Consider the following 26158-nt stretch of genomic DNA (forward strand, 5'->3'; position numbering starts at 1 on the left):
AGCACGGGATTACCCGTGCGCTGCTTCTGAAACATCTTTCCATTCCTTCCACTGTTGAAGTTTTTCACCATACACCCTTTCAGTTTTGACATAACCCAATTTGCCCAGGAATAATCTTAACGGCGGATTTTCACTGTCGATCAGTGTTAAGATTGCTGGAACAGTAGCTTCAGGTGTACCGTAATCATCAGGGCCAAGTCCTTCAATCTTAGTTAGGCTTTCCTTTAGCGGATTATACACATCCAACTGATCGCCAAAAACTGCCGAACTTCCACCAAATTCTGTTTTATAGCCATTTGGTTCTATGAGCGTTACATGGATGCCAAAATCTTTAACCTCACTGGCCAGCGCCTCACTGAGGCCTTCCACCGCAAATTTTGTGGCGTTGTAAATGCCTAAAGTCGGAAGGCTCCATACGCCCAGTACACTTGAAAGCTGGATGATATGCCCATGTCCCTGTGCTCTGAGGATTGGCAGTGCTGCCTGTGTCACCCATAGTGTTCCGAACAGATTTGCATCGAAAACATCCCGGGCTACTTTTTCACCGATTTCTTCCACTGCACCAAAAACGCCATACCCCGCATTGTTGATCACCACATCAAGCTGACCGAAATGTTCCTTGGCTTTGTTTACGGTAGCAAATACAGCTTCTCTATCGGTAATATCCAGCTGTAACGGTAATAACTGATCACCATACTTTTCTGATAATGCTGTAAAAGCATTCGCTTTTCTGGAAGTTGCTACGACGTTGTCCCCACGTTGCAATAGTGCTTCTGTCCAAAGTTTTCCAAATCCTGAAGTTGCTCCTGTAATAAAAATTGTCTTTGCCATTTTGTTATTGTTTAAATTATTATTTGTTATTTTGATAAGACAAAGTTATATCCAGAACCGGCCTCTGCTCTACTCCATATCAGCGGAAGAATAGCACAGATTTACGAAAATGTAATTTTGAAACATTTCAACAAGCAAATTCCTAAAATTAGAGACATTGGAAAAGATCAATCATTATAAAAGCATAACCGAACTTCATGAAAAAAGTGGCTTTGAACCTCCGAAGCATCCACTATTGAGCCTGATGACCTGTAAAGAACTTATGACCTATTCGGTCGGAGAAGACAGGTTCACCGGAGACTTTTATATGGTTGCTCTGAAAAAGATCAAATCGGGCTATGTGCTATATGGCAAAACGAAATATGACCACAGTAATGGATCCACCGTTTTTATGAAGCCAAGGCAAGTTATTGAGGTCAGTAATGTACAGTTTGCAGAAAAGGGTTTTGTTATATTTTTTCATGAGGATTATCTGGCCGGCCATATTCTGCATGACCAGATCAAAAACTATGGCTATTTTGAGTATGAAATAAATGAAGCCCTGCACCTATCTCCTGCTGAGGAGGTTATCATGTGGGAGCTCTACGAAAAAATACGCAAGGAATATGACGAAAACTCCGATGAATTCAGCCGTGAAATTATACTATCACATATTGATTCCATCCTAAAATATTCCGACCGCTTTTATAGAAGACAGTTTGTGGATCGAAGTAATAACGTTTCGGGAACCACGCTAAAAAGGTTTCAGACAGTATTACAGAACTATTTTGATAAGAAGCTGCAACTTAAAGAAGGTTTGCCCACCGTAAATTACCTTGCGGGAGAACTTTTTCTATCAAGCAGGTATCTGAGCGATCTTCTTAAACAGGAAACCGGAAAAACCGCTCTGGAACATGTCCATATTTACCTGATTAAAGAGGCGAAAAATCTATTGCTGGGATCGGACAGCAGCATTTCTGGCATTGCCTATGGTCTGGGATTTGAAAGCCCTTCATATTTTACCCGTTTGTTTAAAAAATTGGTGGGTATTACACCTGCCCAATTTAAGGAAACCAAAAATTGATTTCATAATTATGGGTAATAGTACAAAATGTTTGAAATTGACCTGCTCTCCTCCTCGTTGAAAAATTTGGTAGCCGCTTTGAATGCCTGTGGTTCCGTTGTGCTGATGTTGATTCGTTTTTCCGTGTTTCTTATTTTTTAATTTGATACTACAAATTTGGAAAATGGAGAGCCGGAAAAACTTAAAAGGCTTTAAGAAAAATTCTTTTTGCGGATTTCGCTGAGATACTCGGGTGTAAAGCCCAGGTAGGAAGCCACGAGATATTGAGGTACGCGCTGCAGAAATGCAGGCTGATTCTTGAGGAATTGACGGTATAGCTCTTCCCTGGAGTGCTCATAAAGCATCTTGACGCGCATCTGTGCAGCGGCATAAGCTTTCTGATACACCATGCGAAAATACTTTTCCATGACTGGGTGCTTTTCCAGTAGATCATCGAGGGCATGTTGGCGAATGACCAGGACTTCTGCCGGCAGTACAGCCTGGATTTAAGATAGTAAAAAATAAGTTATATAACCTTACATACTCGCCAACCTACATTCAGGGCATCAAAAAATTAGGCGTTACCTTTTACGAAGTTTATGTTGTGGATGGTCAAAAGTCTTTGACCATTGGTGACATGTTGATCTGAAGAGTAAATATGCAATATTAGTTAAATTAAATACAAAAAAGAAAATGGGCCCGTGCTTTTGGATTGCATACCTGCAGAGCTGTTTTTTCAGTATTGCGGCGAAACGATGGAAAAATATCAGGCGCAAGCCTATATTGAAACGATAAACCGCGGTTCAGGCAAGCGAAATTATCCACCTGCAGCAGATCATGAAGCAAGCTGACAAATCCGCAAAAGCATTTTTTGCGGCCTTGCTGGATATAATGTCGATGTTGACCCCTCCGCTGGACATATTGACCCCTCTATCAAGGCTTTCTTCAGTCCAACTGATGACCTGACAATATTACTTCTTTTTTCTTAGACTTTCACCTTTAAGTTCGATTCTGTAAGATCCATGGATCAGTCTATCGAGTATTGCGTCTGCAATTGTATCTTCACCGATTACATCATACCAACTGGCCACAGGTAGCTGACTGGCAATTATTGTCGAGGCTTTAGCGTGTCTATCTTCAATTATTTCCATCAGATCCAGCCTTTGCTGCTGGTCCAGATTTACCAGGCCAAAGTCATCGACAATAAGTAGGTCTGTTTTTGATATCCTGTCCATCAGCTTGTGCAGTGTACCTTCCAGGCGGGCCATTTTAGTCTTTAGGAGTAGTTTTTGCAGGTTAAAGTACAGGACTTTATACCCTTGGGCACAAGCATGATGGCCCAATGCTGAAGAGAGGAAGCTCTTCCCACAGCCCGTAGCACCGCTGATGAGTATCGGATCTCCTTTTTTGATGTACTCGCCGGTAGCCAGCGTAGTGATCAATCCCTTGTCCAAACCTCTGGTAGCGACCATGTTTATCTCCTCTATGGAAGCCTGATAGCGGAACCCGGCATTCTGTTTGAGGCGCTCAAACCTTTTTTCATCCCTTTCATCTGATTCTGCCTGCAGCAATAGGGACAGTCCTTCGAAAAGGGTGAGTTCTGTACTGCGACGGGTTTCATTCAATGCTTTCCAGTTACGCTCCATACCGTGTAAGCGTAACGCTCTCATCTGTGTTTCAATATTCATCTTATTTTATTATTTGTTTATTTTATTCTATTCATCACTGTATTGCGGATCCATCGTTTGACTGATCAAACAGTGTCGGCTGGCTGCCTGCATAATACCCTCTTCCCCTGATATTGGCATGCTCTGGCAGGGAGCTTTTTACGGAAGTTTCCTGCTGACTGTTTGCTGTTCCATTTTCAAGTACATTCCTAAAGTAGTAGTAGGTATATAGCTTATTTTTTAGTACGTAACTACATGCTTTGTCAAACTGTTCTGCCGGGAAGTCCCGTTTTAGCCTGAACAGTCCGTCACAGGTACGGAATAACTGCTCGGGATAATGCGCCCGCTCAAAGAGTATCTCCAGAAGTCTGGCGAACTCCGCAGAGTGTGCTTTTGCCCTTGTCAGGTACGTTTCATGCGAGCGGTTCTTATACGCCTGATGTTCGGACTTTAAATGTGTCGCCAGAGTGGTGTACGCATTTTCCCTGTAACTGCGTATGTGCGAGGCAATCTGTTTGCCCCGACAATAGATCCAGAGCATATTGCGTGTGTAAATGATCTTTACCTTTGTTCCGATATAAGCGAAGGGTACGCTGTAATAGTGTTTATTGCGCTGCAGATAGATATGTCCGTTATCTCCAACTTTGAGTTCAGCGTAGCTCTTCAGCTCGAAGCGTTCTTTGGGAAGTTCGCCCAATGTTGATTTTTCGGAACTTAAGAACCGCTCTTCCCGGCAGTATGGCTTTTGCTGCATCCGGGTCTGGTTGTGCTTTAACATACAGACCTTTATAGCTTCATTGAGCGTATGGATATCAAAGAACTGCCTGTTTCTCAGTGGTGCAAAAACACGGGTATAGATCATTTTTACCTGATTTTCTACCAATGATTTGTCTTTTGGGCGGCCTGCACGTGCTGGAACCACAGCTGTGCCGTAGTGATTGGCAAAGTCTTCCATGGACTGGTTCAGGACCGGCTCATATTTATCGGCCTTGATGACCGCTGCTTTGAGATTGTCGGGGACAATGGCCTTTGGTACACCGCCAAGGGACTCCAGGCAGCTGCTCAGTGCATAAAAAAAGTCGGGGGTCTGCTGAGATGGTACAGCGATGGCAAATGCATAGTCTGAAAAGGGCAGGCAGGCCACAAAGACCTCACAGGCGACCAGCTCCCCGGTGGATCTGTCAATATAATGGAGTTTTTTTCCGGAAAAGTCAATATATAGTTTATCACCGGCGGTATGTTCAATCACCATGCTGCCCTTGCGCGAGATAAGCTGTTGCCTTAAATGATAGTTGAACTGTGGATAGCTATAACCCGTGGGATCACTTTCTATATATTCCTGCCAGAGCAACAGTTTGGTAACTCCGGTACGTTTAAGTTCTTTTTCATAATAGTCAAGACGGCTTTTTAGGTACTCAAACTTGTCTGCCTTGTAAGCAGGATTCCCTGCGTGGAACGACTTTTCCAACAGGGGATCCTCCTGTTTAAGAAGGTCTTCCGTATTGAAACCGCCGTCAGCCATCTTTTTAAGATAGGACTTCACCGTATTCTTGCTCATACCAAGGATGCGGGCGATTGTTTTTATTCCGCTACCGCTCTGGTACAATCTGATTAATTGCTTTATCTGACTCATTCGTTTTGGTTTTCCAGCCATCAGTGATCCGAATTGTTTGATCACTAAGTAACAAAAACTACTTGCTAAGGGGTCAGCACGCTCCAGCGCAATGAACTGAAAAATGAATTAGGGGGTCAACATCAGCCAGTATGGCAGTTGAATAACAGCTTTAAACGAAATATGCATCCCTAAATCTAATTCAATTTTGAGGGGTCAGCTTGTTCAAGTATATCCAGCCTTGCAGCGTAACCTCAAAAAGATCCCCGATCTACGCAATACCTTGAGCAGCGGAAATAAAAACCATTTTTACCTGCCAACATCAAAAAGTATCATTCCACAAAATGCGCATAGCCGGCTTATAAAAATGTCTTGGGAGAACACTGTCTCAGCAAAGACCTGGTCTACCGACAAGAATAGTGATAGTATAGCCTCATGTACAGAGGCGTTTGGCTCAAAATAATCTTTTGTTTTGTATTGAACCAATCTAAATATTGCTATCTTGGAGTATTGTTTGGAGAAATAAACATATATCAAAACAATAAATTACAGCAACAACATTAGGTAATGAAAAAATAATTTTATGAAAACAACACGTAGGATTGCTTTATTTCTATTTTCTGCCGCCATTTTTATCTATGGATGCAACAAAGATAACAGTATACCAGAGATACCAGAAAAAGTTATAGAAAAGCCCGAAGAGCCAGTCAAAGCCATTAGAGATACCTTTCTGTTTTTACGGAAAGATGTCATCGTTTTTAAAGCATATAGAGGGTCGCTCAAGGGCGGTGTTGATATATCTGCACAGGAAGGACCGGAAACTTTTTGGAATTCTACCAAGCTGAGCAGTTATCAGTACGATACGCTGACCGTTACCAAAGACAGTACCTTCGAAAGACCCTATAAGTATGAAATCAATGATTTTAGGTTTGAGCAACGGAAAGACAGTGTTTTCCGGTGGAACCGCTATGCAAGATTTTGGGAATTTTATGGTATGCGAAAGAAAGATACAGTGGAGCAATATGTGCGTTTTTATAGTTTTCAAAAGTTCACGCCGCCCTATTTGTATGCTGAAAATGGTCACAATTCGGGTGAAATATCGGATACATATTATTTCAATGACAATAAATACCTTTTTAAAAGCCCTGAAGATATGAAAAATGAGAACGATGAAGTCGCTTGGTACGGCATCAAATATATATACGTTAAAAAGAAATAGCCTGTGCTACTGGCTTTGCGACCTAATTGTTCGATAATTTTATTTTGGGCCAAATGTAATTATGGCTTGGCCCAAAGCAGAAGAAGCTACGTCGCTCTAAATTTTCTCCGCGAATTTGGGAGCTAGCGATTTATAGGAAAACAAAGGGACCGACGTATGCCAACGCGGTCCCTAAAACAATACAATTATAAACTATTAAAACTATCTTTGCCGTTTGGATTAGTATCCAAAGATTTCATTTAAGCTAAGCTTACTTATTTTACCAAGCGCTGTAATATTATCCTGATTCAGGTCCTTCTCCTCTCCTACAATGCAATAGATATACGGCTTACGGCTTATATTATCGCTGTGAAATTGTTTAAGATCGCTGTATGTCAAGTGAGGAATCTTTTCAAAGATCATTTTTCTTGAATCTTCTGTCAGTCCACGGCGTTGTGCTGCCATATAGCTTGAAAGGATACCAGTCCCTGTGATACGTTCACTAGCCAGTGATTTTAACAAATTCGTACGCACGGATTCCAAGCCTACAGCTGATTCTGGCAATTCATTCAAAAGCTCATTCATACCGCCTACAGCATCTTTAAACTTATCAGATTGCGTTCCTATATAAGCACCGACCATGCCATGGTTTTCTTTCTTTTGTGGTTGTCCATAGTAGGCATAAGTCGTATAGGCCAGTGCTTTAGATTCCCGAAGTGTCTGGAATACAATACTGCCCATACCGCCTCCAAAGTATCCATTGAAAAATGTAACCGTCGGAAGTTGGTTTTTATCAAATAACCCTGAATTTCTGATCCAGAATACTTCAACCTGCTTCATACCATACTGTGCAAAAAAGACTTTGCTCTCATCAGTAGGCTTTTCTACAAATTTTACACCCTTTTCTATTGTTGCATAGGCCGTGTTATCGTTTTTTAGCGGTGTCAGATTTTTCACCAACTCATTTACAGGCTCCGGTCCATAATAGAGAATACGGTGTTTCGCATTCGCTAACTTATGCAATACCGCTACGAGGTCCGAAGCTTTTAATCCATCCAATTCTTGATCCGTATAGGTATAATTAAATGGGTTTTTGGCCCCATAACGAGCATATGCTTTTAGCCCCTCCATGATAGAAGCTTTGTTCTCCTTGGCATTGGTCCGGGATTTTTTAACACGTTCAATGAATGCGGTAAATGCCCGCTCATCCGCTACACAGTTATGCATCAGATCTTGCAACAGACCGACCGACTCCTTAAAATTACTCCCCAAACCGGAAATAGAGACACTGCTTTCTTCATTTCCAGAAGAAACTGAAAAGTCTGACGCCAGCTTATAGAATGCTTTGCTAAACTCTTCACTGCTCCTACTCTTTGTACCTAAAAATTCCAGGTATCCGACGGCCAAGCCCAGTAACTTATTGTCCCAGCTACCAAAATCATAATGATAAGTCAGGGAGAATAGTTCGTTATCTTTGTTTTGAACAGCTAATACATCCAAATCCTTCAGCTTTGACTTGGAAATCTCCTGATCAAAATCTATCCATTTGGGGCTGATATTCTGCTCCGGCATTGCGTTGATCTGTTTCAAAAATGCAGACTCTACATTCCGATTGACCGTAATAGGCGTAATGGCTGGCTTGACTACTTTATCTACATTGGCATCCTGACCTTTTTCCTTGAAGACCGTCACATAATTGACGTCAGAAATATATTTATTCGCAAAGCGAACAATATCTTCTTTTGTAATCTTAGCTAAGCGGTCCGTATAAGCCAACTCTTTTGCCCAATCCAACTCCGCGTTGAAGCCCGACATAAGCTGTTCTGCGGTACTGGAGTAGTTTTCAAAGAGTTTAATCTGTGATTTTCTTTCATTATTGATGATAGATGTCAACAGGTCTGCAGAGAAATCTCCTTTTTTCAATTTCTCCAATTCCGCTAACAACAGTTTTTTGACATCTTCAAGGCTCTGGCCGGTGCCCGGGTTACCCTGAAGAATAAGCATCGAATAATCTTTTAGAATATAAGGAAATGCACCTGCTCCCAATAATTTCTGAGACTTAACAAGGTTTAGATCGATCAAACCCGCAGATCCATTGGTAAGTACATTAGCCATTAAATTGAGGATCTGCGCATCTGGATGTGCTGCCCCCGGGAAACGAAAACCCATTAAGACATATTCAGAAGCAGGGCCTTTGATCGTCCTTGAAATCGGATTTGTGATGGGCTGCTCTTTGCCAAAGGCGTATGCTGGCACAGGTTTGGATTTCATGCCTGAAAATGCCTTGTCAATGCGCTTAATCACATCGGTTGGATTAAAATCACCCGACATGATAACGCCCATATTATTCGGAACATAATAGGTGTTGTAATATTCACGGATGGCTTTGAGCGATGGATTTTTAAGGTGCTCCACAGAGCCCAAAACGGTTTGCTTACCATAGTTATTATTGGGAAACATGGCCGCAAAAATAGCTTCGATCGATTTTCTATTATCGTTATCTAAACTTATATTTTTTTCTTCGTAGACCGATTCAAGCTCTGTGTGGAATAATCGGAGGATGGGATTTCGGAATCGCTCCGCTTGTACGGTCAGATACTTATCGATCACATTGCTGGGGATATCTTCGACGTAGACAGTTTGCTCAAATGAGGTAAATGCATTTGTACCCTTCGAGCCCATGCTGCTCATCAGTTTATCATATTCATTCGGAATAGCATATTTTGATGCCTCCCCTGATACACGGTCGATTTCTTTATAGATAGCAGTACGTTCATTCGCGTCGGTACTATGGTTGTATTTTTCATAGAGATTGTCAATCTCGTCCAGCAGCGGTTTTTCCTTGGACCAGTCCAAACTACCAAACTTGTCAGTTCCCTTAAAAAGCATGTGTTCCAGGTAATGTGCGAGCCCAGTATGATCTTTTGGATCTGTTTTGCTACCAGCCTTGGTTGCAATATAAGCCTGTATGCGAGGTTGCTTGTTATTTGGGCTTAAAATGACGGTCAATCCATTTTTCAATTTGTAAAACCGCGTTTGAACCGGGTCATTGGTCACGTATTTATAGGTATAGCCCCCCTCTGAGGTCTCTTTCCATTGGTATTTTCCGACCTGAGCCTGAATTCCGGTCGTAATAAACAATAGCGATAGGAAAGCTACTGTTTTCATTTTTCTATTCATAAATAAACAATTTAGAGAACATAATCTTGACAATAGTTGGCAATAATATTTCCAACAATATTAAAGTTTAACCAAACAATTATCAATATATCAGGTAAAAAACGATAAAATTTATAGAAATATTGATACTAGGCAATACATTATTCAGAAAATTCATCATCATGTTATAGAAAAAAGGATTTTTTTCAGCTTTCTTCTCTCCTGTTTTGACATATACTGCTGAAAGGTTGGATATTGAGGCAATAATGCTGATTAAAAAAAGGAGCACCATATTCGGTGCTCCCTTCATTTACTAGACAGAGGGCAACCCATATCCCCGTCGATTCCACCGTCCGAGTAAGCGACTTGTTGCGAAGCTTACCAGTGTACCAAGGGCGGCTGTGAGGTACTATCGATTCCTACCGAAAATATTTGGCCTGATACAGCTCTTCAGCACTTGCCACAACATGAACTTATTCAACACGTTAATTTAAAAACTTAGCTAAATACTGTTCCAAAGCCGGACCACGAAGATTTCTGGCGACAATCTTTCCCGTCGGATCAATTAAGAAATTACGCGGGATAGACATAACTTTGTAAAGTCGTGCAGCTTCATTTTTCCAGCCTTTCAAGTCTGCCACCTGGGTCCAAGGCAAACCATCACTATGGATCGCATTTATCCAGGCCTCCCGCTGACTGGCACCATCTAGGGAGACACCCAATACGGTGAAATTTTTATCCTTAAACTTATGATAGGCTTTTACAACCGTAGGATTTTCATTGCGGCAAGGGCCGCACCAAGAAGCCCAAAAATCCAATAGCACATATTGTCCCCGAAAGTCTGCGAGACTAACCATTTTCCCCACTGTGTCCGGCTGGCTAAAGTCTGGTGCGAGATTGCCAACAGCTAAGGTGTTCTGCTCCTGAATATAATTAGCCACTTGGGCTGCTGAAGGATAAGCTTTTACTTCGCTACTTAATTTTTTAAAGCTATCCACGTTTTGTGTAGCATCGAAATCCTTTTGCGCGATGCGTTGTAACATTGACCAACTCACATAAGAGGCTGGATTTTCAGTAATAAATATCCGTGTCAATGAATCCTGGTAAGCATTCGTTCTATCAAACCAATTCACCAGTTTCTGTTGAAATTCAGTGCTTGAACGCTCCGCATTGTCAGCTTTATTAAACATCTTGTGCATCGGTTCTTGAAATGCTTCTACCCGTTTCGATACCGTTTGATTGTAGTGCTGAAAGTCTTTATTCACCTTTCCACCTTTAATATTGGCTGTTTTCAGGCTATCGGTCCCCAATACAGTTATCGTTCCTTTCTCCAGGAATATTTCCTTTGTATCGGCATTTTTGAAACGAGGAAGCTTGTGCATACCCTGGTGATCCATTACAATCGCTAGGCGTTCTGGCTCATCCCGCACACCGGTAAACACGAAATGACCATTAGCGGATATCACACTGTCCACTATTTTGGCATTTGTCCAACCATAATTTTGGACAAGGTATGCCATCGCCTTTGGATTAGTATTTTTTAACCTGATATCAACCTTGAACTTGAACTCCTGCCCGAAGGTGAGAACCGGAAGCAAGAATAATGCGATAATTTTTATAATTTTCATGATGTAAAGATCTTTTTAATGTGTGTTATATGTTTATATAGATGTTATTGACCATAGCCCGGATTAGGCGTTAAATTTGGATTTTGAAATAGATCCACGTTTGGAATAGGCCATAATGCCATATAAGATTTCCAATTACTTTGCTTCAACGGACTGACATTTTGCATGACCTGATCAATCTGCTTGGTGCGTTTGAGATCAAAAAAGCGGTGTCCACTTTCCGTGAATAATTCGACACGCCGTTCCTGGGCGATTGCAACCATGATATCCCCTGTTTGGATTGCTGCTAGCCCCGCTCTCTTGCGCACTATATTCAGGTCATCCCAAGCGGTATTTTTGTTGCTATGCGCACGCGCTTCAGCTCGGATGAGGTATTGTTCAGCCAAGCGCAAAGGCACAGTCAATTCAGCATCATTCACGGGGGAACTATATTTACTGGGTAGATGGTAAATTGTTTCAGGCCGTGTTGCGGAAGCTTCTGCCTTGACCGTACGTACCCAGCTGTTCAAGCGCTCATCAGCAGGCTCAAAACTAGCATACAATTGGTCTGTTATTACGCCAAAAATATTAAATGTACCTGGCGTCTGGTTACCGGTTAGCACCGCTGGCATGCCATTATTAAAGGCCTTAAAATAGGCATTCGTTTTGGGTTCACCATTTGCCAAAGACCATATCGTCTCTTTGCTTCCCGCCAAAAACACTTTATTTAAGGACTCTAAGGCATAATTGGCATCCTGAATAACTTCCGTTGCTTCGTTTTCGGCCTCCTGCCACTGCCCAGCATAAAGGTATGCCCGGGCCAGAAGCGCTTTCGCAGCCGCCTTATTGGGCCGTACACGCTTGGTACTCGAATTTCCCGAACCATCCCTGTACCCATCGCTAAGGAGGTTTTTGGCCAACTTTAGATCCGCAATAATCTGCTTAAAGACCAATTCTTCGGACGATCGAGACAGGCGATTGTTGACTCTGTAGTCACTTGCCACTGCGAGGGGCACTCCTCCATAAAAGTTAACTAAATGATAATATAAGAATGCCCGCATAAAGTAACACTCACCAAGCCATTGTTCCTTAAACTGAAGATTCGCGGACGTCGATTGTATACCTTCCAGTGCAGCATTGGCGATGTATATCTTTCCGTAGAAATCGTTCCAGAATGGGCTATTTTCGGGCTGAATATTATTTTTATAAAAAACATCAAAATTATTACCGGGTACCAAATTTAGGAGTTCATCAGTAAACATCCCGCTCACCATGACCATATCCGAAAAAGTAGGCCCAGAGAAGGCACCGGCGGTTGTGGTTGAAACAAAGATACCATTGACGACACTAGCGACCAACTTATCTGACTGGTAGAGACTTTCAGAAGGGATCACACTCAGGGGCAATGGGGTATTGTCAAGGTATTTATCACAACTATTCAAAGCAAGCATGAAAGCAAGAATAAGTATATTAAATCGTTTTTTCATAATGCTGGACTAAAGGGTTAAATTAATACCTGCTGTAAATAAGCGCATGGGCGGAAGTACATTCGCATTTAGATTTTCAGGATCCAATCCGCCAAACTTGGATATCGTCAACAGATTTTGTCCCTGTAAATAAGCCGTAAGTTGTTTCAATCTAAGTTTTTTAAGAAAATCAGCAGGTACGCTATAGCGTAAACTGACATTTTGCAGACGTGCGTAGGTAGCATCTTCATACGCACCACTGCTGTCATTAAACTTCAGTATGGAGAGATAATTCATGATCGTCGTGCTTACCTTTGGCACATTGGTTATATCGCCAGGCTGTTGCCAGCGATCAAGCCAAATCGTAGAGCCATTTGTACCATAATAACCCATCGGTATCCCAGATTGCCCCATAAGGCTCTTGCCTATACGTTTGGTAAAGGTAAAGCTAAAGTCTAGCGTGAAATTTTTGAAGGTGAACGTATTGGTCAGACCACCATAAAAGGTAGGATCAAGATCGACAAACTCCGTTTTGTCAGACTGGGATAGGCCTGTTACGAATTCGCCTGTTTCACCTTTGGCATTTGTAAACGTATACGTACCCGTTTGCGGATCCACTCCTGCATATTTATAAGTCAAGATACCGTTGACGGATTTACCCAATACATAGTTTGAATAAATACTACTTTGCGTTGGCATCCTAAGTATTTTGCTATCCGGAAGCGATATATTAAAGCGCGTATTCCACTTAAAGTCCTTATGGTCAATATTGACACTGCTCAAGCTGATCTCTACCCCCGTATTACGTAATAAAGCATCCGAATTGAGCGTGTATTTGCTAAATCCGGTCACCATGGAAAGCGGCTGGGAAATCAACTGATTACTTGACCTGTTGTGGTAATAGCTGGCATCCAAAGATATGCGGTTTTTAAAGAAACCCAGCTCAATAGCGGCCTCCGAGTTGAAGTTTTTCTCCCATTCCAAGAGTGGATTAGAGAGCGATGTTGGGTAAAAGCCAATTTCTCCACCATAGGTTTTGCTGAGCACTGAATAGGTACTCAAGTATTGATAATCACCGATCTTGTCCCCACCTACAATTCCACTACTTGCTCTTAACTTACCAAAGCTCAACCAAGGCATCAGCTCTTTGACAGCCCTTTCTTCGGAAAATATCCATCCCAAAGCTGCCGATCCAAAATTACCAAATCTGCGACTTGGCCCGAATTTGATGGAGCCATCGCGGCGACCATTGATGTCAAGCATATATTTTTTGTCCCAGATAAACTTGACAATCCCATACATGCCGATGGATCGGTATTGGTTATCCGAAATAGTATACGTTTTTGAAGCCCCCAAAGCAGGATTACTCAGCAGCGCATCCGCAGGAAATCCCGTTCCCGTGATTGCATTAGATCGTCTTGTATTCTGATTGATTTCGCCACCCATTTTGACACTTAGTTCCCCCTTCTTCCAGATCACATTTTTGTATTCGGCGTAAGGACTAATCGTCAGCGATTGCGTATCAAAATTGTTCAAAAGCCCCACATTCGTATTGTAAATAGATGTTGAGGCGGGATTGAAGGTTGTAGAGGGCACAGTAGACAATTCCCTGCCTTTGAGGCTATTAAATCCAATGATTGTATTTAAGACGATATGCTCGTTAGGACGATAATTTAAGGTCAGATTCGATAATAAATTATTGGTTGTATTCAGATAAGTACGGTTGATATTACCGATCCCTTTTTCCCAATCCCCCACTTCGCTCCAGTTGACTTCACCCTTGTCAGTCAGCGGGTAAGGAGCATTTGGCGCAACAGAGCTGGCATAAGAAGAGAAATCGTAGGGTACCATATCATTTTTGGATCCCATATACGATCCACTGAAAGAGAGGTCAAACTTATTATTATTGCTCTTGGTATTGAGATTAAAGCGCACCGAACCGTCCCTATTTGCCCCCCTATGCATCTGGATGTTGCCCGTATTGCGCAAGCTACCATTAATCAAAAAAGAGGTATTATTGCTACCGCCGCTATAGCTCAAGTTGGCATTGCTGGTTACAGCGGCTTTACCCAAGAAAGCTGTTCGCCAGTCATGGTAACGATCTTCGGGCCAAGTTCCATTGACATCATAGTCTGTTGCGGTAGGTTCAAGGCCATCGTTTTTAAAGGCCTCGCGACGGAGCATCAAATATTCCGCTGTGTTTAGTATCGGTGCCATTTGCCCTTTTACAGATACCCCACTATACACATTGGCACTGACCATGCTACTGGTTGTCTTTGCCTTTTTTGTGGTGATCAAGATGACCCCATAGGCCCCGGAGGATCCATAAATTGCGGTGGCATCAATATCCTTGAGCACATCGATGCGTTCGATATCATTGGGATTGATGTAATTCAGTCCACTTCCCCCCTGTAAGAAGTTGCCCGTATCGTATTGTGAGTTGGTATTCATAGGCAGGGTACCACTGGGGTAACGCACCCCATCCACGATAACCAATGGTTCGGCAGACCCTGTATTAAAATTACTGGCACTCCGTAGTCTCATAGAGAATGCACCGCCCGGTTGACCCGTGGCCTGTTGGATAAATAGTCCAGGGACTTTTCCCTGTAAGGCCTCCAGCACATTGTTAACGGGATTTTTCTCAATATCTTTAGCTGTTATCGTCGTAATATTACCTGTATTAAAGCGCTTGGTCGTATTACCATAAGCAGTCACCTGGATTTCATCCAGATCATTCAGTTGCGGCACCAATTTAAGTTCAAAGGGGTATTTAATCGCTGTCGCTTGTACATCCACTGCTTTATACCCAACATAAGAGAAGCGTACTGTCGATTGTTTACTTTTAACCTTCAGTACAAAGGCCCCTTTCAGGTTAGTTGTGGTCGCATTCCCATCGGGGTTTAATTCTTTGACAATGACACCCGCCAAGGTAACGCCATTTTCATCCATTACGGTTCCGCTTACGTAAGTTTCCTGATAACTCGCACGTGCCGCAAGTGGGGCGGCATCGGCCCTTTTGCTGACGACGATACTCTTATCCGTGATATTATAACGTAGATTTTCGGCTGAGAGCAGTTCCAATAAAAGCTTCTGTAAACTTTTATTTTTTACTTGGATCGTTTTCCGCTGAATAGCGTTTATATGACTATCGTTGTATACAAAGTCATACCCGGTCTGTTTTCGGATCTCTTTAAAGATCTGCGACAAGGTCGCATCTTTGACGTTGAGTGTGACTTGCTGACTAAAAGACGTCGCGCTGGCGTGTACCATACCAAAGGTGAGCAGCGTAATAATAAGCTTCATAATACATGAAATTTTGAGCAGAATTCGCCTGATCCGCCGTTTTTTATAGGTAGAAAATTTGTACATTTGATTTGAGTTAATAATGGGCATACTTCCTGCCAGTCGTATGCCCTATAAAATACTTAAGCTTTTTAGGGTGGCCACTTTGGCCCCCTTTTTTATTGGGTTTTATTGGTTCTTATACAGGTCCGAATTCTTTCATTATGATAGTGGTAATTTGTTAATTGATTAGGTATAGTGTTTTTCCCCTGAGCGTAAATTTAAGGGAGTTTGTTTTTTCAAGAAGTTGTAGGATGCTCGATAGGTTCTTTTTTCTAGAGATGATGCCTGTAAAAGTATCTCCTTTATCTGTATAGGCCTCGTAATCGATGTCTATGTTGTACCAGCGCGCGATGTCCGCCATCATTTGTTTGATTGGTACTGCATTGAACACAAAGTCGCCATCCTTCCATCCAGCTTCCGCTTCCGCATCGACTCGCTGAATTTTGCCCCCATCGACAGATACAAGACATTGTTGCCCCGGTTTCAATAGGTATACGCCATGTTTTGAATTGATTTTAACAGCACCTTCGATCAGTGTGGTTTTTGTAGCCCTAGTTTCCGGATAAGCCGTCACATTAAAATGTGTTCCCAATACTTGGATTTCCTGTTGATCGGTCCGCACTTTAAATGGAGTATGATGTTTCATCACCTCAAAATAGACCTCACCAGTGACAGTTACCAGACGTTCATGTGGCGAGAATTGCGCCGGAAACTCAATGGAAGATGCCGCATTGATCCAGGCCTTTGTTCCATCAGGAAGCGTAAGCCTATATTGCCCACCCCGCGGTGTAGTTAGGGTATTCAAAAGTGGTTTTTGGTCAATTTCCGGTTTCGTTTGCCCCGCCGATTCATAGCTGATATTCCCTTCTCCATCTTGGTGAACAGTTACCTGCTCATTGACCTTGATATCCTGTACATTACCTTCCCCCAGCGCATATACCTGCCCATTGGAAAGCTTCAGTATCGCTTTATCCGTTCCTGGCTCTATTTTGATGGAGGCCGCTTCGGTAGGCACTAACACCCTGTTTTGCTGATACAGATGCCAAGCCACAAAAGATAGGCAAAGACAAATTATAGCTGCCGCAGCCATGCGGAAAGGATAGTGAATAATTCGCTTCGGAGCGCCCACTTCAGGCTTCAATCTGCCCAATTCCTCATATTGCTGATCGGTCAGCTGCTGTCCGGAGATATTGAGCCGGGCATACCAGGCTTCGAGCAGTCTGGCCTCCTCTTCCGAGCAATCGCCCAGATTATATTTTAACAACAATTCTTTTAGGTCTTCTGCGTTTTTCATGCGCTTTATTTAATGTAAGACCTTTGAGGAAGCATTAAGGGCTAGTGTGTTTTTATTTTTTTTAAAAAAAACCTACAAAAAGTACCATACCCAGTTTAGTACGCAATGTTTTTAGCGCAGCTTTAATATGGTTTTTGACCGTGTTTTCAGAAATTCCAAGGCTTTCGGCTATTTCACTGTGTGATAATCCATGCATCCGGCTCATCAACAGCACATTTTTCATTTTTGGCGGCAATTTTTCAATTTCACCATCTATTAGCTGTTGCATTTCCCTTTCCCGGATTTGATACTCTGTGTAATGGCTTACATTATCTGTGAATTGGCGAAAAGATTCGGCGTATCGGTCCACCACATTTTGATGTGCAATATATTTTAACACTTTATTACGTACCAGCACATAGAGCCAGGCCGAAAGATTTTTTATCGCAGGTAGGTCTGCATGTTTGATCCATATCTGCGAAAAGACGTCCTGTACGATTTCTTTTGCCCCATCATAACTACCCAATTTTTGGTAAGCGTGACTGACAAGCAATACCTTATAACGATGATATACTATTTCAAAAGCTTGATGATCCCCATTGCGGATCTGGTCGATCAATTCTTCATCCACATGACTTTCGTTAGTTTGCATATAAAGTATTTACTGAATGAACCTTTACCATGTACACTTAGGTGAATTTTAAATCGGATACACTGTCTCGTTTGGCACAAAAATGGGCCTTCAGCGCCAAAAATATCAATATTAAATTGAATAGAAAAAGAAAATTGGTGATGTTATAAAAATTCATTCAAAATTTTCACCGCGATATAGCACCCTCGTTCACCTCCCGGAAGCGGATCGGTGCCATCTGCATCATTTTTTTAAAGAAATTATTAAAATGAGTAGCCTCTTTAAAACCTAAAGAATACGCGATTTCCGAGACATTCCATTCGGTATGTCTCAGTAATATTTTAGCCTCCTGTAACAGGCGCTCCGCAATAATTGCGGAAGTTGTTTTTTCAGTAGTCTCTTTGACGGCGCGATTAAGGTGATTGATATGGATGGAAAGCTGACCTGCGAATTCGCCGGGCGATCGAAAGCTGATCCGCTGCCTCAGATCTTCAATCGGAAACTGACGCTCTAAAAGCTCCAGGAACATATGCGTGATCCGTTGAGAAGCATTCGCCTGCTGCTTTTCAACTTTAGAAGCCGTTTTCATCCTATGCGTATAATGAAGTAGATCAAACACGAGATTTCTCAGCAGATCATATTTATGTGCATAATCCGACTCTAATCCAGCCTGCATCTTTAAGTATATCTGCTTTATATCTTCCAATTGCTCATCCGTGAGCTCAAAAACAGGTAAGGCGTTGGGTTTAAAGACTTCGTAGTCGTTTAGGTTGCCGAAGTGATGAAAAAATGATGCCGTAAAGACACAAAAAAATCCAGCTTTATAATCGTCAATCCATTCAAATTTGTAAGGGATCTGCGGATTTGTAAAAAATAAGGCCTGCTTTTTAATTTCAATGACCTTGTCAGCATAATGTATTCGGTTTCTACCGATAATCAGGGTAATCTTAAAATAATCTTTCCTGCTGTAGACCACAGGCTTCGTATGCTTACCTATATATCCATCTATTTTAAAAACATTGAAATGCCCTACCCCATTTCGGATATTTTCGGGGATCCGGTCAAATTTAGATTGGTAAAACCCCTCCAGTGACTGCATTTTTTCCATAGGATAAATGTACGAAAATCAAATAAAAAACGCCGTCACTCAGTAATGACAACGCTTTTTATTTTAAGTATAAGATTTTCAATTAAAATCAGTGGAATAAGAAATATACTTATTGCTTTCTAATTCTTCTGAAAGCAGATTAACTTTTTCCGTTGCCCTTTTGTAGGCATCGCTTCCGAGGTAGAGCCGTACAGGCGGGTTGGGATTCTTTACCAAATCGATAAAAACCTGAGCCAGCAATTCCGGATTACCGATTTGCGATCCGTTCATGGCTGCATATTTTTCGTGGGAGCTTCTCACCGCAGTATAGTCATCAATTTTCTTTCCAGCAAAAACAAGGGAGTTTTCTTCCAGAAACTCCGTCCGGAATGCCCCCGGTGCCACCACTGTCACTTTAACACCAAACTCTTTCACATCCTCTGCCATCACCTCTGAAAGCCCTGTCACCGCATATTTCGTAGCAGCGTACATCGCCCAGCCCTTTCCCGGGGCAAAACCCGCAATAGATGAAATGTTGATAATATGGCCCGATTTCTGCTGCCTGAAGTAAGGCATCGCAGACTGCATCGTCTTAATTACAGCCATTACGTTAATGTCAAAACTATCCTTGATTTCTTCCTGACTTAATTCTTCCACAGCTCCACCTATCCCATAGCCGGCATTATTCACCAACACATCAATTTTCCCGAACTGTGCAACCGTACGTTCTAACGCTTCACGGATAGATTGCTCACTTGTCAAATCCACTTCCAATGGTAAGAACTGTTGCTCGTCAAAATGCCCGACAGCGTCTATTAAACGCTGAGATTTTCGACTTGTTGCTGCTACGCTATACCCCGCTACGATAAGTTTTTTTACCAACGACAACCCCATTCCCTTGGAAGCCCCCGTTATAAACCAAACTTTATTTGTCTCCATATCTAATTTATTTATAGGACAAAATTAGCACTTCAATAGATGTCATTAATAACTAAATCGAAGCAATAGATTACGAAAATCAAACAATTGAATGTATTCCACAGCAACTCAGCGCTAGCACAAGTCAACAAAAATAATTACACCGTCAAATGGAGGGCAAAATATTTTGGTACACTCATGTTAAAAATTTAGCCGTACTTTCATTAACTTCGTTAGTCTAACATTTCGGCTTATTTTTTACCAACTTACATACAGATCAACATGGATAAACGTGTAAAATTTGATTTTGAAGTATACTTTACCAACGGTGGCAGCCTCAAGGGCGAAGATTTCCGCTTGGATATCAACGGCGATACGATCAGCGACGCAGAGCTCGCCGACTATATCATTCAAGATCTCCGGCTGCTGATGGCCGGAAAAGTAAATATCCTCAACAAAGAAATTTTTGCGGAGCCCCATAAACGCAAGGTTGCGCCAGCAGAAAACGCGACGGAACAGCTTATTGACCTCAGCCATACGATCGAAAACGGCCTTGTTACCTACAAAGGGCTGCCCGCCCCGATTATCTGCGATTACCTATCCAGAGCCGACTCCAAGAGCTATTACGATGAAGGTACCGAATTTCAGATCGGCAAAATAGAGATGGTCAGTAATACGGGTACCTATATTGACTGCCCTTTTCACCGCTATGAACATGGCAAGGATACCGCCGAAATGGACTTAAAGGCTTTTGTGGATCTGGACGCCGTGGTCATCAGGGCTCCCTACCGCAACGGACTGGCCATTACCGATGAGCAGCTCAAAAACAGGGAAATCCGAAACCGTGCCGTATTGATCCATACCGGATGGGATAGCCATTGGAATACCGAAGCCTATTATGAAAACCATCCCTACCTGACCGCAGCGGCAGCGACGTACCTTGCCGAATGTGGTGTTAAACTGGTGGGCATTGATTCACACAATATCGATGATACCAGTGGACGATCACGTCCGGTTCATTCCACTCTTTTGGGATCAGAAATCCTGATTGTCGAACATTTGTGTCATCTGGACCTACTGCCTGATGACAACTTTACGTTTACAGCCGCTCCACCAAAGTTTAAAAGTGTCGGTACATTTCCTGTACGCGCATTTGCAAAGCTGAAAAAGGATGTGAATAGCTAGAGGCTTTCGATAAAAATATGGTTCATAAATTGGTGAGTTGGCGTTTGGCTCAAGATAATTTTTTATTTTGTATTGATCCAACATAAATTTCATTACCTTAGAATATTGTTAAAAGAAAAATTTGAAAATCAAGACAATAAGTTATTGCAATAACATTAGGTAAAGAAAAAATTATTTTATGAAAATAACACTTAAGGTCGCTTCATTTCTATTTTTGGCCGCCATATTCATGTATGGATGCAACAAGGACAATAGTATATCCGAGATACCAGAAAAGGTTATAGAAAAACCCGAAGAGCCAGCCAAAGCCATCAGAGATACCTTTCTGTTTTTAAGGAAAGATGTTATCATATTCAAAGCATATAAAGGGTCGCTCAAGGGCGGTGTTGATATAACTGCACAAGAGAAACCAGAAACTTTTTGGAATTCTAGCAAGCTGTCCAGTTATCTTTATGATACACTTACTGTGACCAAAGACAGTACCTTCGAGCGACCTTATAAATATGAAATTAATAATTTTAGGTTCGAGCAGCGCAAGGACAGTATTTTTCGGTGGAATCGTTATGCAAAATTTTGGGAGTTTTATGGCTTGCACAAGAAAGATACAGTCGAACAATATGTTCGCTTTTATAGTTTTCAAAAGTACACGCCGCCCTATTTATTTGCTGAAAATGGTCACAATTCTGGTGAAATATCATATTCCTATTATTTCAATGACAATAAATACCTTTTTAAAGGCCCTGAAGATATGAAAAATGAGAATGATGAGGTAGCCTGGTATGGCATCAAGTATATATACGTTAAAAAGAAATAGCTTATTCCATAGGCGACAGAACCCGATTACACAAAAAGGGAAGCACCACCTACGATGCTTCCCTTTTTTGTGGACTAAGGCATCCTTACTTGCCTCTTTTTGGTTTCCACCGGCTCAGCAGTCTGCTTGTGGCAAAGCTTACCAGCGTACCAAGCGCAGCGGTAAGCGCGGTCTGCAGTACATCGCCCAGCGAGATACTGGCCCAGATGGAACAGATCGTTCCACCGATGGCTGATATACGAATATCATTCACTTTCATTGGCTTCACTCCTTTCTTCCTGCATTAGTTTCTCCGGGTCCTTGTACACAGCATCCGGGCTGATCTCTTTTAATTTGGCATTATCCTTTAGATTCAAATCCTCCTGAAGCTCTGGCTGCTCCCTAGCCTCATCCAATACCGTTTCTATGATACCCAGACCCAAAGCCAGGTATTTCAATACATTTCCCACCTTACCCGGCAGTTTAACAGGTGCCACCAGCACCAGCTGCAGCACCTGTCCTATTTTGTTGAAGATCTTTTTCATGATTACTTTTTTAAGAATGATCAATTATCTGGTAGCAAGCTCCGCTCAATCTACCTGTACTTCGACTGGCCCCTGCGCCATCTCTTCGGTTACCAGCGAATAGAGTTTTTTGTAGGCTACACCCGAAGCCAGCAGGCGATAGTCACCATCCTCCAGTACATACTGACTGCCGACAAGTACACAGCCAGCAGTCTGCTTATAGCTGTTCCCTTTGTGGAAGTAGACATAGCTAAAGTTTGGGATATCACGTATTTCAAGCATACCGCGATGTAGGTTTGGATAGTCGTCGTAGTAACGGCCGTTCATTCCACCTTCGCGGTTAAATCCTAAGGGATAACGTCCTGTCGGGATAGCCGTCTCCCCCCTTATTTTCATCGGACGTGGGATATTCTCCAGGCCGTAGCAGATAAATTGATTGTTCAGGTAGATCTCCGAAAGGGTGCTGTGCCTACCCTGTTTCGTGCGATGTACTTTTATCGTTGATTTTTTCATGTGCTAGATTTTAATTATAAAAGACCGAGGTATTGACTTCTGGAATACAGCTTCTTTTCACGGTCATGCAACAGCAGATAGACATGTACAGCCTTTCCATGCAGTATGGAGGGCAGATCAATCTCCAGTTGGGCATCCTGCCGTAAGATCAGGTGTTCGTTTATCGCGGCCTGACCAGCAATGACATCATAAGCACAGAAAATGACCTGATCGTCCCATTGACTATAATCCCTGATATTTGATCCGGTATTATCCCAGATCAACTGAATCCGATTACCCTGACGTGTGATTGTATTTACCGCTAGCGGGAGCAACATACCATTGCTGATCTTGGCCAGGGATGGTTCCATCCATAAATCCGGAAAATCGCCCTTGATCACATTCGTCATTGTATGTGACATCGCCCGGCCGAAAGCTGCCTGTACCGTGCCTTTGCTGCTGCCATACCCCCTAATAATCAGTGGATATAGCGGATTCAAAAACTTTCGGGCCAGCCTAAAACGCTCCTGCACCGCCTGCATGCGTGTCGGATCTTTAGCCTGCTTTTTAAACTCAGAAATCACCAGCATATCTTTTATTTTTACATGTTTAAAAATCAGGAGGAGCGCAGCCCCTCCTGTTTCATTCATCCCTAACGACTAGACCAAGTCGAATTCGCCCAGATAGGTACTCTTGGATACCTTATTGGCTTTGCGGTCCGTAAAGAAAATCCAGACATGGCCAGTTCCACCCAATAGGTGCGCTGGTATCTGAATATCGATCGTACCATCGGCCCGGGTCGGTGGCGTAGGTGCCGTCATAAACTCGTCCTGCTCTGGTTGATAGACCAGGATAAGGACCTGATCATCCGCTTTGGTCTGATAAAGACTATTGAGCGTAGTATCCCAGTCCACCGATACGATCCCTGACGCCACTGTTACGCTCATTGCTCCACCGCTGAGGTATGACCCCGTACTGATGTCAATTTTGGAGTAATCCAGCTCAAAACTTGGGTAATTACCGGCGATCGCCTGCGCCATATTGAGCTGCATGGCCACATTGGTCGGAGCCATCTTGTCCGACTTGGCGAGCCCAAATCCGATCTTCAGGATCGGTGTGATGGGCATCAGGAACTTGGCTATGGTCAGAAAGCGTTCCTGTTGGATCAGTTGCTCCTCCGTCGCTGCCTTTGTACGTTTTTTGTACAGCCCCTTGACATAGTTGATCGACTTCCAAGACGAGGCTATTACCGCGCCCACTTTACCACTCGCCTTCCCGTTGATTCCGTTTGTGATTGTTGCCATTTTGTTTTAAATTTTAAAAAGTTAAACCATCATAAAGCATTCATTTATACCGGTATATTTTGCTTTACATCGACAAACATAACATCTAAGTAATAGGCTTGTCAAGAGCTGGAAACAGGTCGGCGGAGACCTGTCGGTGCTATCCGTAATATTGTCGGCGAGCTGTCGGAGGTCCACTAGAAAATAAGGGAAATGGCCGGTTGCTCAACTAGTATTGACCGGCACGGAACAATGACTATGCTCACTGAATGATCAGCTTGCATCGCAACAACTTCGCCTTAATTTCGGAGCGCGGGCAGACGATAGCCAGACTCAGAGCAGGTATCAGCCAGACCTTGGTCAGTAAAAGCCTGGTCCATAGCTGCCCGGGATCTGCTCCAGTCTCGGTCAGATCCGCGGGCAATCCGAAGCAGGTACGAATACATTCCGAAGATTTAAGGCATGCGTTTGGGCCATTTCTTATATTCGGCGATATACAACTGTACCACGTCTTTTTTGCCATAGAGGTCGGCATTGCCCACCTTTCCGACTGCTTTGAGCAAGCCCCTTTCGATACGCCGCTCAATGGTGCGTACACTCTTGCTCAGATAAGAGGCTACCTCTTTGATAGTCATGGTGCCTATAAGCTTGTTGAGATCTGAATACTGCTGGTCTTGCAGGAGATCAAGTATACGATCCAACTTTGTATTTATCATCGGATCAGAATGGCTTGGTGCAGTGCGTAGCGAATAGGAAATCTGTATCTTGTTGCCACTCGCATTGGACACAAAACGAGGAATAATCCCCTGTAGATCAGGAGAACCTATAGCGAAAAACATACATTGGTAGGTTAGCTTGACTAACCGCCGAAATCCAGCTAGACAGTATGGCCTTGCCTACTGTCCCCGGTTTGTCTGGTTTATAATTGTGGGATACATCAGTTCAGTGGTATAAGGTCATCCCAGCCCTTATGCCGCAGATTATTTAAGTTATCCAAAAAATCCTTTAACTTTTTTTCTTTGCGCATCCATTCGGTTACCAGCAGCAGATTACCGATCTCCATTGCTGTCATCTTCAACCTGAGGCTATCGAATACTTCCTTACGGAACTCCAGTTGAGTGGCATTGGGCATTATCGGATAACGGACATGCATCATATTCACCCTACAAGTGCTACTGATACGGAAATACCACTTGTCAAGGCCCCTTGCTTCCAGCTCCTGCACGAAATGATCCGCCTCTAGGCGGGTACCATCGATCAGGATGACTTCCTTTTTTCTTGTTTTGGAAAAATAAAAGGGAACATCAAACATACGTACAGCATCTTTCCGCAAGGTCTTGGCATCAAATCGAGCATGGTTGTACAACACATCATAGAGTGATCCGATGACGATACGTTCATTCAATGTGCTTGGATTTACAATGGTCACCACTCTTTCTACGGTCTTTTCTACAGGAATAATTTTCTCCGGTATCAGATGACCGAATAGCGCCAATGCATTTGTGGGGGTGAACCACCATACTTGGCCTCGAGTAATAACATATCTCACATAGACTATGCATCCAGCACCGATAAAGGGCATATAATGGATCAAATAACTTCTGAAAAATAAATACGTACTGCCGCTGCGTACAAAAGATATCAAAAAGATAAAGGGAAGATACATCAGCATGAGCGCGACTGAAGTGGACAGGATGGCCCACACCTTTTCTGCTATTGGTAAACTCCTGGTGTGTACACGTCCCTCCCTAAACAGGGGCAAATCCGGATAACGCTTCTGCCAAGATACCCACAATGCTTTTAAGCGCATACGAATGAGCGCTATGGCAATGATGATTGCCACTGTAAATGCCAATGTCCAGGTCCAATAGCCAGGTGTCCAAAATCGCTTCAAATAAATACCGTGATTTCCGATTAAATTAAAAAGCATGGATACGAGCAAACTCACCACAATTAGTTTAAATACTTTCATATACAATATTAAGTCCTCTTAAATGGCTCAGATTTATATTGATTAGCACCCAATTTACTAAAAAAATCAAATA

At 42.6% G+C, this 26158-nt stretch carries 25 protein-coding genes; 5 read left to right on the forward strand and 20 right to left on the reverse strand.

The window, feature by feature from the left end; genetic code table 11:
• Positions 1-9: 9 nt before the first annotated feature.
• A complete protein-coding gene (locus tag HX021_RS16305) occupies positions 10-831 on the reverse strand; it encodes an SDR family NAD(P)-dependent oxidoreductase (protein ID WP_282636122.1) in 822 nt (273 codons plus the stop codon).
• A gap of 157 nt (positions 832-988) precedes the next feature.
• On the opposite strand from HX021_RS16305, the gene HX021_RS16310 reads away from it, so the two are divergent.
• Positions 989-1894 (forward strand): helix-turn-helix domain-containing protein, encoded by a 906-nt coding sequence (locus HX021_RS16310; RefSeq protein ID WP_286591550.1) that lies wholly within the window; start codon positions 989-991, stop codon positions 1892-1894.
• A 191-nt stretch (positions 1895-2085) separates the two neighbouring features.
• Here HX021_RS16310 and HX021_RS16315 read toward each other — a convergent pair whose 3' ends face one another.
• The 3 genes from HX021_RS16315 to istA all read right to left on the reverse strand — a co-directional run bounded on the left by HX021_RS16315 (position 2086) and on the right by istA (position 5173).
• The gene (locus HX021_RS16315) at positions 2086-2301 is read right to left on the reverse strand and encodes a cyclic nucleotide-binding domain-containing protein (protein WP_286591551.1); all 216 of its coding nucleotides are present in this window, start codon (positions 2299-2301) and stop codon (positions 2086-2088) included.
• Positions 2302-2844: 543 nt separating this feature from the next.
• Positions 2845-3561 carry an IS21-like element helper ATPase IstB gene (gene istB, locus HX021_RS16320; protein ID WP_286591552.1) on the reverse strand — a complete coding sequence of 239 codons (717 nt, stop codon included), beginning with the start codon at positions 3559-3561 and terminating at the stop codon, positions 2845-2847.
• A 34-nt stretch (positions 3562-3595) separates the two neighbouring features.
• On the reverse strand, positions 3596-5173 hold the full coding sequence (gene istA / locus HX021_RS16325) for an IS21 family transposase (protein ID WP_286591553.1): 1578 nt from the start codon (positions 5171-5173) through the stop codon (positions 3596-3598).
• Positions 5174-5360: 187 nt separating this feature from the next.
• On the opposite strand from istA, the gene HX021_RS16330 reads away from it, so the two are divergent.
• Both HX021_RS16330 and HX021_RS16335 read left to right on the forward strand, forming a co-directional pair.
• A complete protein-coding gene (locus HX021_RS16330) occupies positions 5361-5615 on the forward strand; it encodes a hypothetical protein (RefSeq protein ID WP_286591554.1) in 255 nt (84 codons plus the stop codon).
• A 120-nt stretch (positions 5616-5735) separates the two neighbouring features.
• The gene (locus HX021_RS16335; protein WP_286591555.1) at positions 5736-6371 is read left to right on the forward strand and encodes a hypothetical protein; all 636 of its coding nucleotides are present in this window, start codon (positions 5736-5738) and stop codon (positions 6369-6371) included.
• Between the two features lie 219 nt (positions 6372-6590).
• Here the strand turns inward: HX021_RS16335 and HX021_RS16340 are convergent, their stop codons facing one another.
• From HX021_RS16340 to HX021_RS16375, 8 genes are all read right to left on the reverse strand, one after another.
• Positions 6591-9530 (reverse strand): M16 family metallopeptidase, encoded by a 2940-nt coding sequence (locus tag HX021_RS16340; RefSeq protein WP_286591556.1) that lies wholly within the window; start codon positions 9528-9530, stop codon positions 6591-6593.
• A gap of 464 nt (positions 9531-9994) precedes the next feature.
• A complete protein-coding gene (locus HX021_RS16345) occupies positions 9995-11137 on the reverse strand; it encodes a TlpA disulfide reductase family protein (protein ID WP_286591557.1) in 1143 nt (380 codons plus the stop codon).
• Positions 11138-11181: 44 nt separating this feature from the next.
• Positions 11182-12603, reverse strand: a complete 1422-nt coding sequence (locus HX021_RS16350) for a RagB/SusD family nutrient uptake outer membrane protein (RefSeq protein ID WP_286591558.1) — start codon at positions 12601-12603, stop codon at positions 11182-11184.
• A 9-nt stretch (positions 12604-12612) separates the two neighbouring features.
• Positions 12613-15885 carry a SusC/RagA family TonB-linked outer membrane protein gene (locus tag HX021_RS16355; protein WP_286591560.1) on the reverse strand — a complete coding sequence of 1091 codons (3273 nt, stop codon included), beginning with the start codon at positions 15883-15885 and terminating at the stop codon, positions 12613-12615.
• A 220-nt stretch (positions 15886-16105) separates the two neighbouring features.
• Positions 16106-17221 (reverse strand): FecR family protein, encoded by a 1116-nt coding sequence (locus HX021_RS16360; RefSeq protein WP_286591561.1) that lies wholly within the window; start codon positions 17219-17221, stop codon positions 16106-16108.
• Between the two features lie 61 nt (positions 17222-17282).
• Positions 17283-17852, reverse strand: coding sequence for an RNA polymerase sigma factor (locus HX021_RS16365; protein WP_286591562.1), 570 nt, complete (start codon positions 17850-17852; stop codon positions 17283-17285).
• A 166-nt stretch (positions 17853-18018) separates the two neighbouring features.
• On the reverse strand, positions 18019-18939 hold the full coding sequence (locus tag HX021_RS16370) for a helix-turn-helix domain-containing protein (RefSeq protein ID WP_286591563.1): 921 nt from the start codon (positions 18937-18939) through the stop codon (positions 18019-18021).
• 78 nt (positions 18940-19017) lie between these two features.
• Complete coding sequence (locus HX021_RS16375; protein ID WP_286591564.1) at positions 19018-19857, reverse strand: SDR family oxidoreductase; 840 nt, start codon at positions 19855-19857, stop codon at positions 19018-19020.
• A 261-nt stretch (positions 19858-20118) separates the two neighbouring features.
• Here HX021_RS16375 and HX021_RS16380 point away from each other — a divergent pair, with 261 nt between their 5' ends.
• Together HX021_RS16380 and HX021_RS16385 are read left to right on the forward strand one after the other, a co-directional pair.
• Complete coding sequence (locus HX021_RS16380) at positions 20119-21021, forward strand: cyclase family protein (protein ID WP_286591565.1); 903 nt, start codon at positions 20119-20121, stop codon at positions 21019-21021.
• Between the two features lie 178 nt (positions 21022-21199).
• Positions 21200-21835, forward strand: coding sequence for a hypothetical protein (locus HX021_RS16385; protein ID WP_286591566.1), 636 nt, complete (start codon positions 21200-21202; stop codon positions 21833-21835).
• A gap of 85 nt (positions 21836-21920) precedes the next feature.
• Here the strand turns inward: HX021_RS16385 and HX021_RS16390 are convergent, their stop codons facing one another.
• The 8 genes from HX021_RS16390 to HX021_RS16425 all read right to left on the reverse strand — a co-directional run bounded on the left by HX021_RS16390 (position 21921) and on the right by HX021_RS16425 (position 26085).
• Positions 21921-22103, reverse strand: coding sequence for a hypothetical protein (locus HX021_RS16390; RefSeq protein ID WP_286591567.1), 183 nt, complete (start codon positions 22101-22103; stop codon positions 21921-21923).
• The gene (locus HX021_RS16395; protein WP_286591569.1) at positions 22081-22359 is read right to left on the reverse strand and encodes a hypothetical protein; all 279 of its coding nucleotides are present in this window, start codon (positions 22357-22359) and stop codon (positions 22081-22083) included. The genes HX021_RS16390 and HX021_RS16395 overlap by 23 nt, the downstream gene beginning before the upstream one ends.
• Positions 22360-22404: 45 nt before the next feature.
• On the reverse strand, positions 22405-22851 hold the full coding sequence (locus tag HX021_RS16400; protein ID WP_286591571.1) for a DUF5675 family protein: 447 nt from the start codon (positions 22849-22851) through the stop codon (positions 22405-22407).
• Between the two features lie 14 nt (positions 22852-22865).
• Positions 22866-23480 (reverse strand): DUF6266 family protein, encoded by a 615-nt coding sequence (locus HX021_RS16405; protein ID WP_286591572.1) that lies wholly within the window; start codon positions 23478-23480, stop codon positions 22866-22868.
• A gap of 9 nt (positions 23481-23489) precedes the next feature.
• A complete protein-coding gene (locus tag HX021_RS16410; RefSeq protein WP_286591573.1) occupies positions 23490-24134 on the reverse strand; it encodes a DUF6266 family protein in 645 nt (214 codons plus the stop codon).
• A 278-nt stretch (positions 24135-24412) separates the two neighbouring features.
• Positions 24413-24559, reverse strand: a complete 147-nt coding sequence (locus HX021_RS16415) for a hypothetical protein (RefSeq protein ID WP_286591574.1) — start codon at positions 24557-24559, stop codon at positions 24413-24415.
• Between the two features lie 9 nt (positions 24560-24568).
• Entirely contained in the window at positions 24569-24952 is a 384-nt protein-coding gene (locus tag HX021_RS16420; protein ID WP_286591575.1) for a helix-turn-helix domain-containing protein, read from the reverse strand.
• 98 nt (positions 24953-25050) lie between these two features.
• Complete coding sequence (locus HX021_RS16425) at positions 25051-26085, reverse strand: hypothetical protein (protein WP_286591576.1); 1035 nt, start codon at positions 26083-26085, stop codon at positions 25051-25053.
• Positions 26086-26158: the final 73 nt, after the last annotated feature.

Origin of the sequence: Sphingobacterium sp. N143, from assembly GCF_030325625.1 — a bacterium.
Lineage (GTDB): Bacteria > Bacteroidota > Bacteroidia > Sphingobacteriales > Sphingobacteriaceae > Sphingobacterium.

Coding starts and splice junctions, on each gene's coding strand:
- HX021_RS16365 (WP_286591562.1), bottom strand. CDS start 17,852: ATGCAAACTAACGAAAGTCATGTGGATGAAGAATTGATCGACCAGATC.
- HX021_RS16420 (WP_286591575.1), bottom strand. CDS start 24,952: ATGTTTTTCGCTATAGGTTCTCCTGATCTACAGGGGATTATTCCTCGT.
- HX021_RS16380 (WP_286591565.1), top strand. CDS start 20,119: ATGGATAAACGTGTAAAATTTGATTTTGAAGTATACTTTACCAACGGT.
- istA (WP_286591553.1), bottom strand. CDS start 5,173: ATGAGTCAGATAAAGCAATTAATCAGATTGTACCAGAGCGGTAGCGGA.
- HX021_RS16340 (WP_286591556.1), bottom strand. CDS start 9,530: ATGAATAGAAAAATGAAAACAGTAGCTTTCCTATCGCTATTGTTTATT.
- HX021_RS16335 (WP_286591555.1), top strand. CDS start 5,736: ATGAAAACAACACGTAGGATTGCTTTATTTCTATTTTCTGCCGCCATT.
- HX021_RS16355 (WP_286591560.1), bottom strand. CDS start 15,885: ATGAAGCTTATTATTACGCTGCTCACCTTTGGTATGGTACACGCCAGC.
- HX021_RS16405 (WP_286591572.1), bottom strand. CDS start 23,480: ATGAATGAAACAGGAGGGGCTGCGCTCCTCCTGATTTTTAAACATGTA.
- HX021_RS16410 (WP_286591573.1), bottom strand. CDS start 24,134: ATGGCAACAATCACAAACGGAATCAACGGGAAGGCGAGTGGTAAAGTG.
- HX021_RS16425 (WP_286591576.1), bottom strand. CDS start 26,085: ATGAAAGTATTTAAACTAATTGTGGTGAGTTTGCTCGTATCCATGCTT.
- HX021_RS16395 (WP_286591569.1), bottom strand. CDS start 22,359: ATGAAAAAGATCTTCAACAAAATAGGACAGGTGCTGCAGCTGGTGCTG.
- HX021_RS16375 (WP_286591564.1), bottom strand. CDS start 19,857: ATGGAGACAAATAAAGTTTGGTTTATAACGGGGGCTTCCAAGGGAATG.
- HX021_RS16315 (WP_286591551.1), bottom strand. CDS start 2,301: ATGGAAAAGTATTTTCGCATGGTGTATCAGAAAGCTTATGCCGCTGCA.
- HX021_RS16350 (WP_286591558.1), bottom strand. CDS start 12,603: ATGAAAAAACGATTTAATATACTTATTCTTGCTTTCATGCTTGCTTTG.
- HX021_RS16415 (WP_286591574.1), bottom strand. CDS start 24,559: ATGTATTCGTACCTGCTTCGGATTGCCCGCGGATCTGACCGAGACTGG.
- HX021_RS16360 (WP_286591561.1), bottom strand. CDS start 17,221: ATGAAAAACGCAGAAGACCTAAAAGAATTGTTGTTAAAATATAATCTG.
- istB (WP_286591552.1), bottom strand. CDS start 3,561: ATGAATATTGAAACACAGATGAGAGCGTTACGCTTACACGGTATGGAG.
- HX021_RS16400 (WP_286591571.1), bottom strand. CDS start 22,851: ATGAAAAAATCAACGATAAAAGTACATCGCACGAAACAGGGTAGGCAC.
- HX021_RS16305 (WP_282636122.1), bottom strand. CDS start 831: ATGGCAAAGACAATTTTTATTACAGGAGCAACTTCAGGATTTGGAAAA.
- HX021_RS16370 (WP_286591563.1), bottom strand. CDS start 18,939: ATGGAAAAAATGCAGTCACTGGAGGGGTTTTACCAATCTAAATTTGAC.
- HX021_RS16385 (WP_286591566.1), top strand. CDS start 21,200: ATGAAAATAACACTTAAGGTCGCTTCATTTCTATTTTTGGCCGCCATA.
- HX021_RS16345 (WP_286591557.1), bottom strand. CDS start 11,137: ATGAAAATTATAAAAATTATCGCATTATTCTTGCTTCCGGTTCTCACC.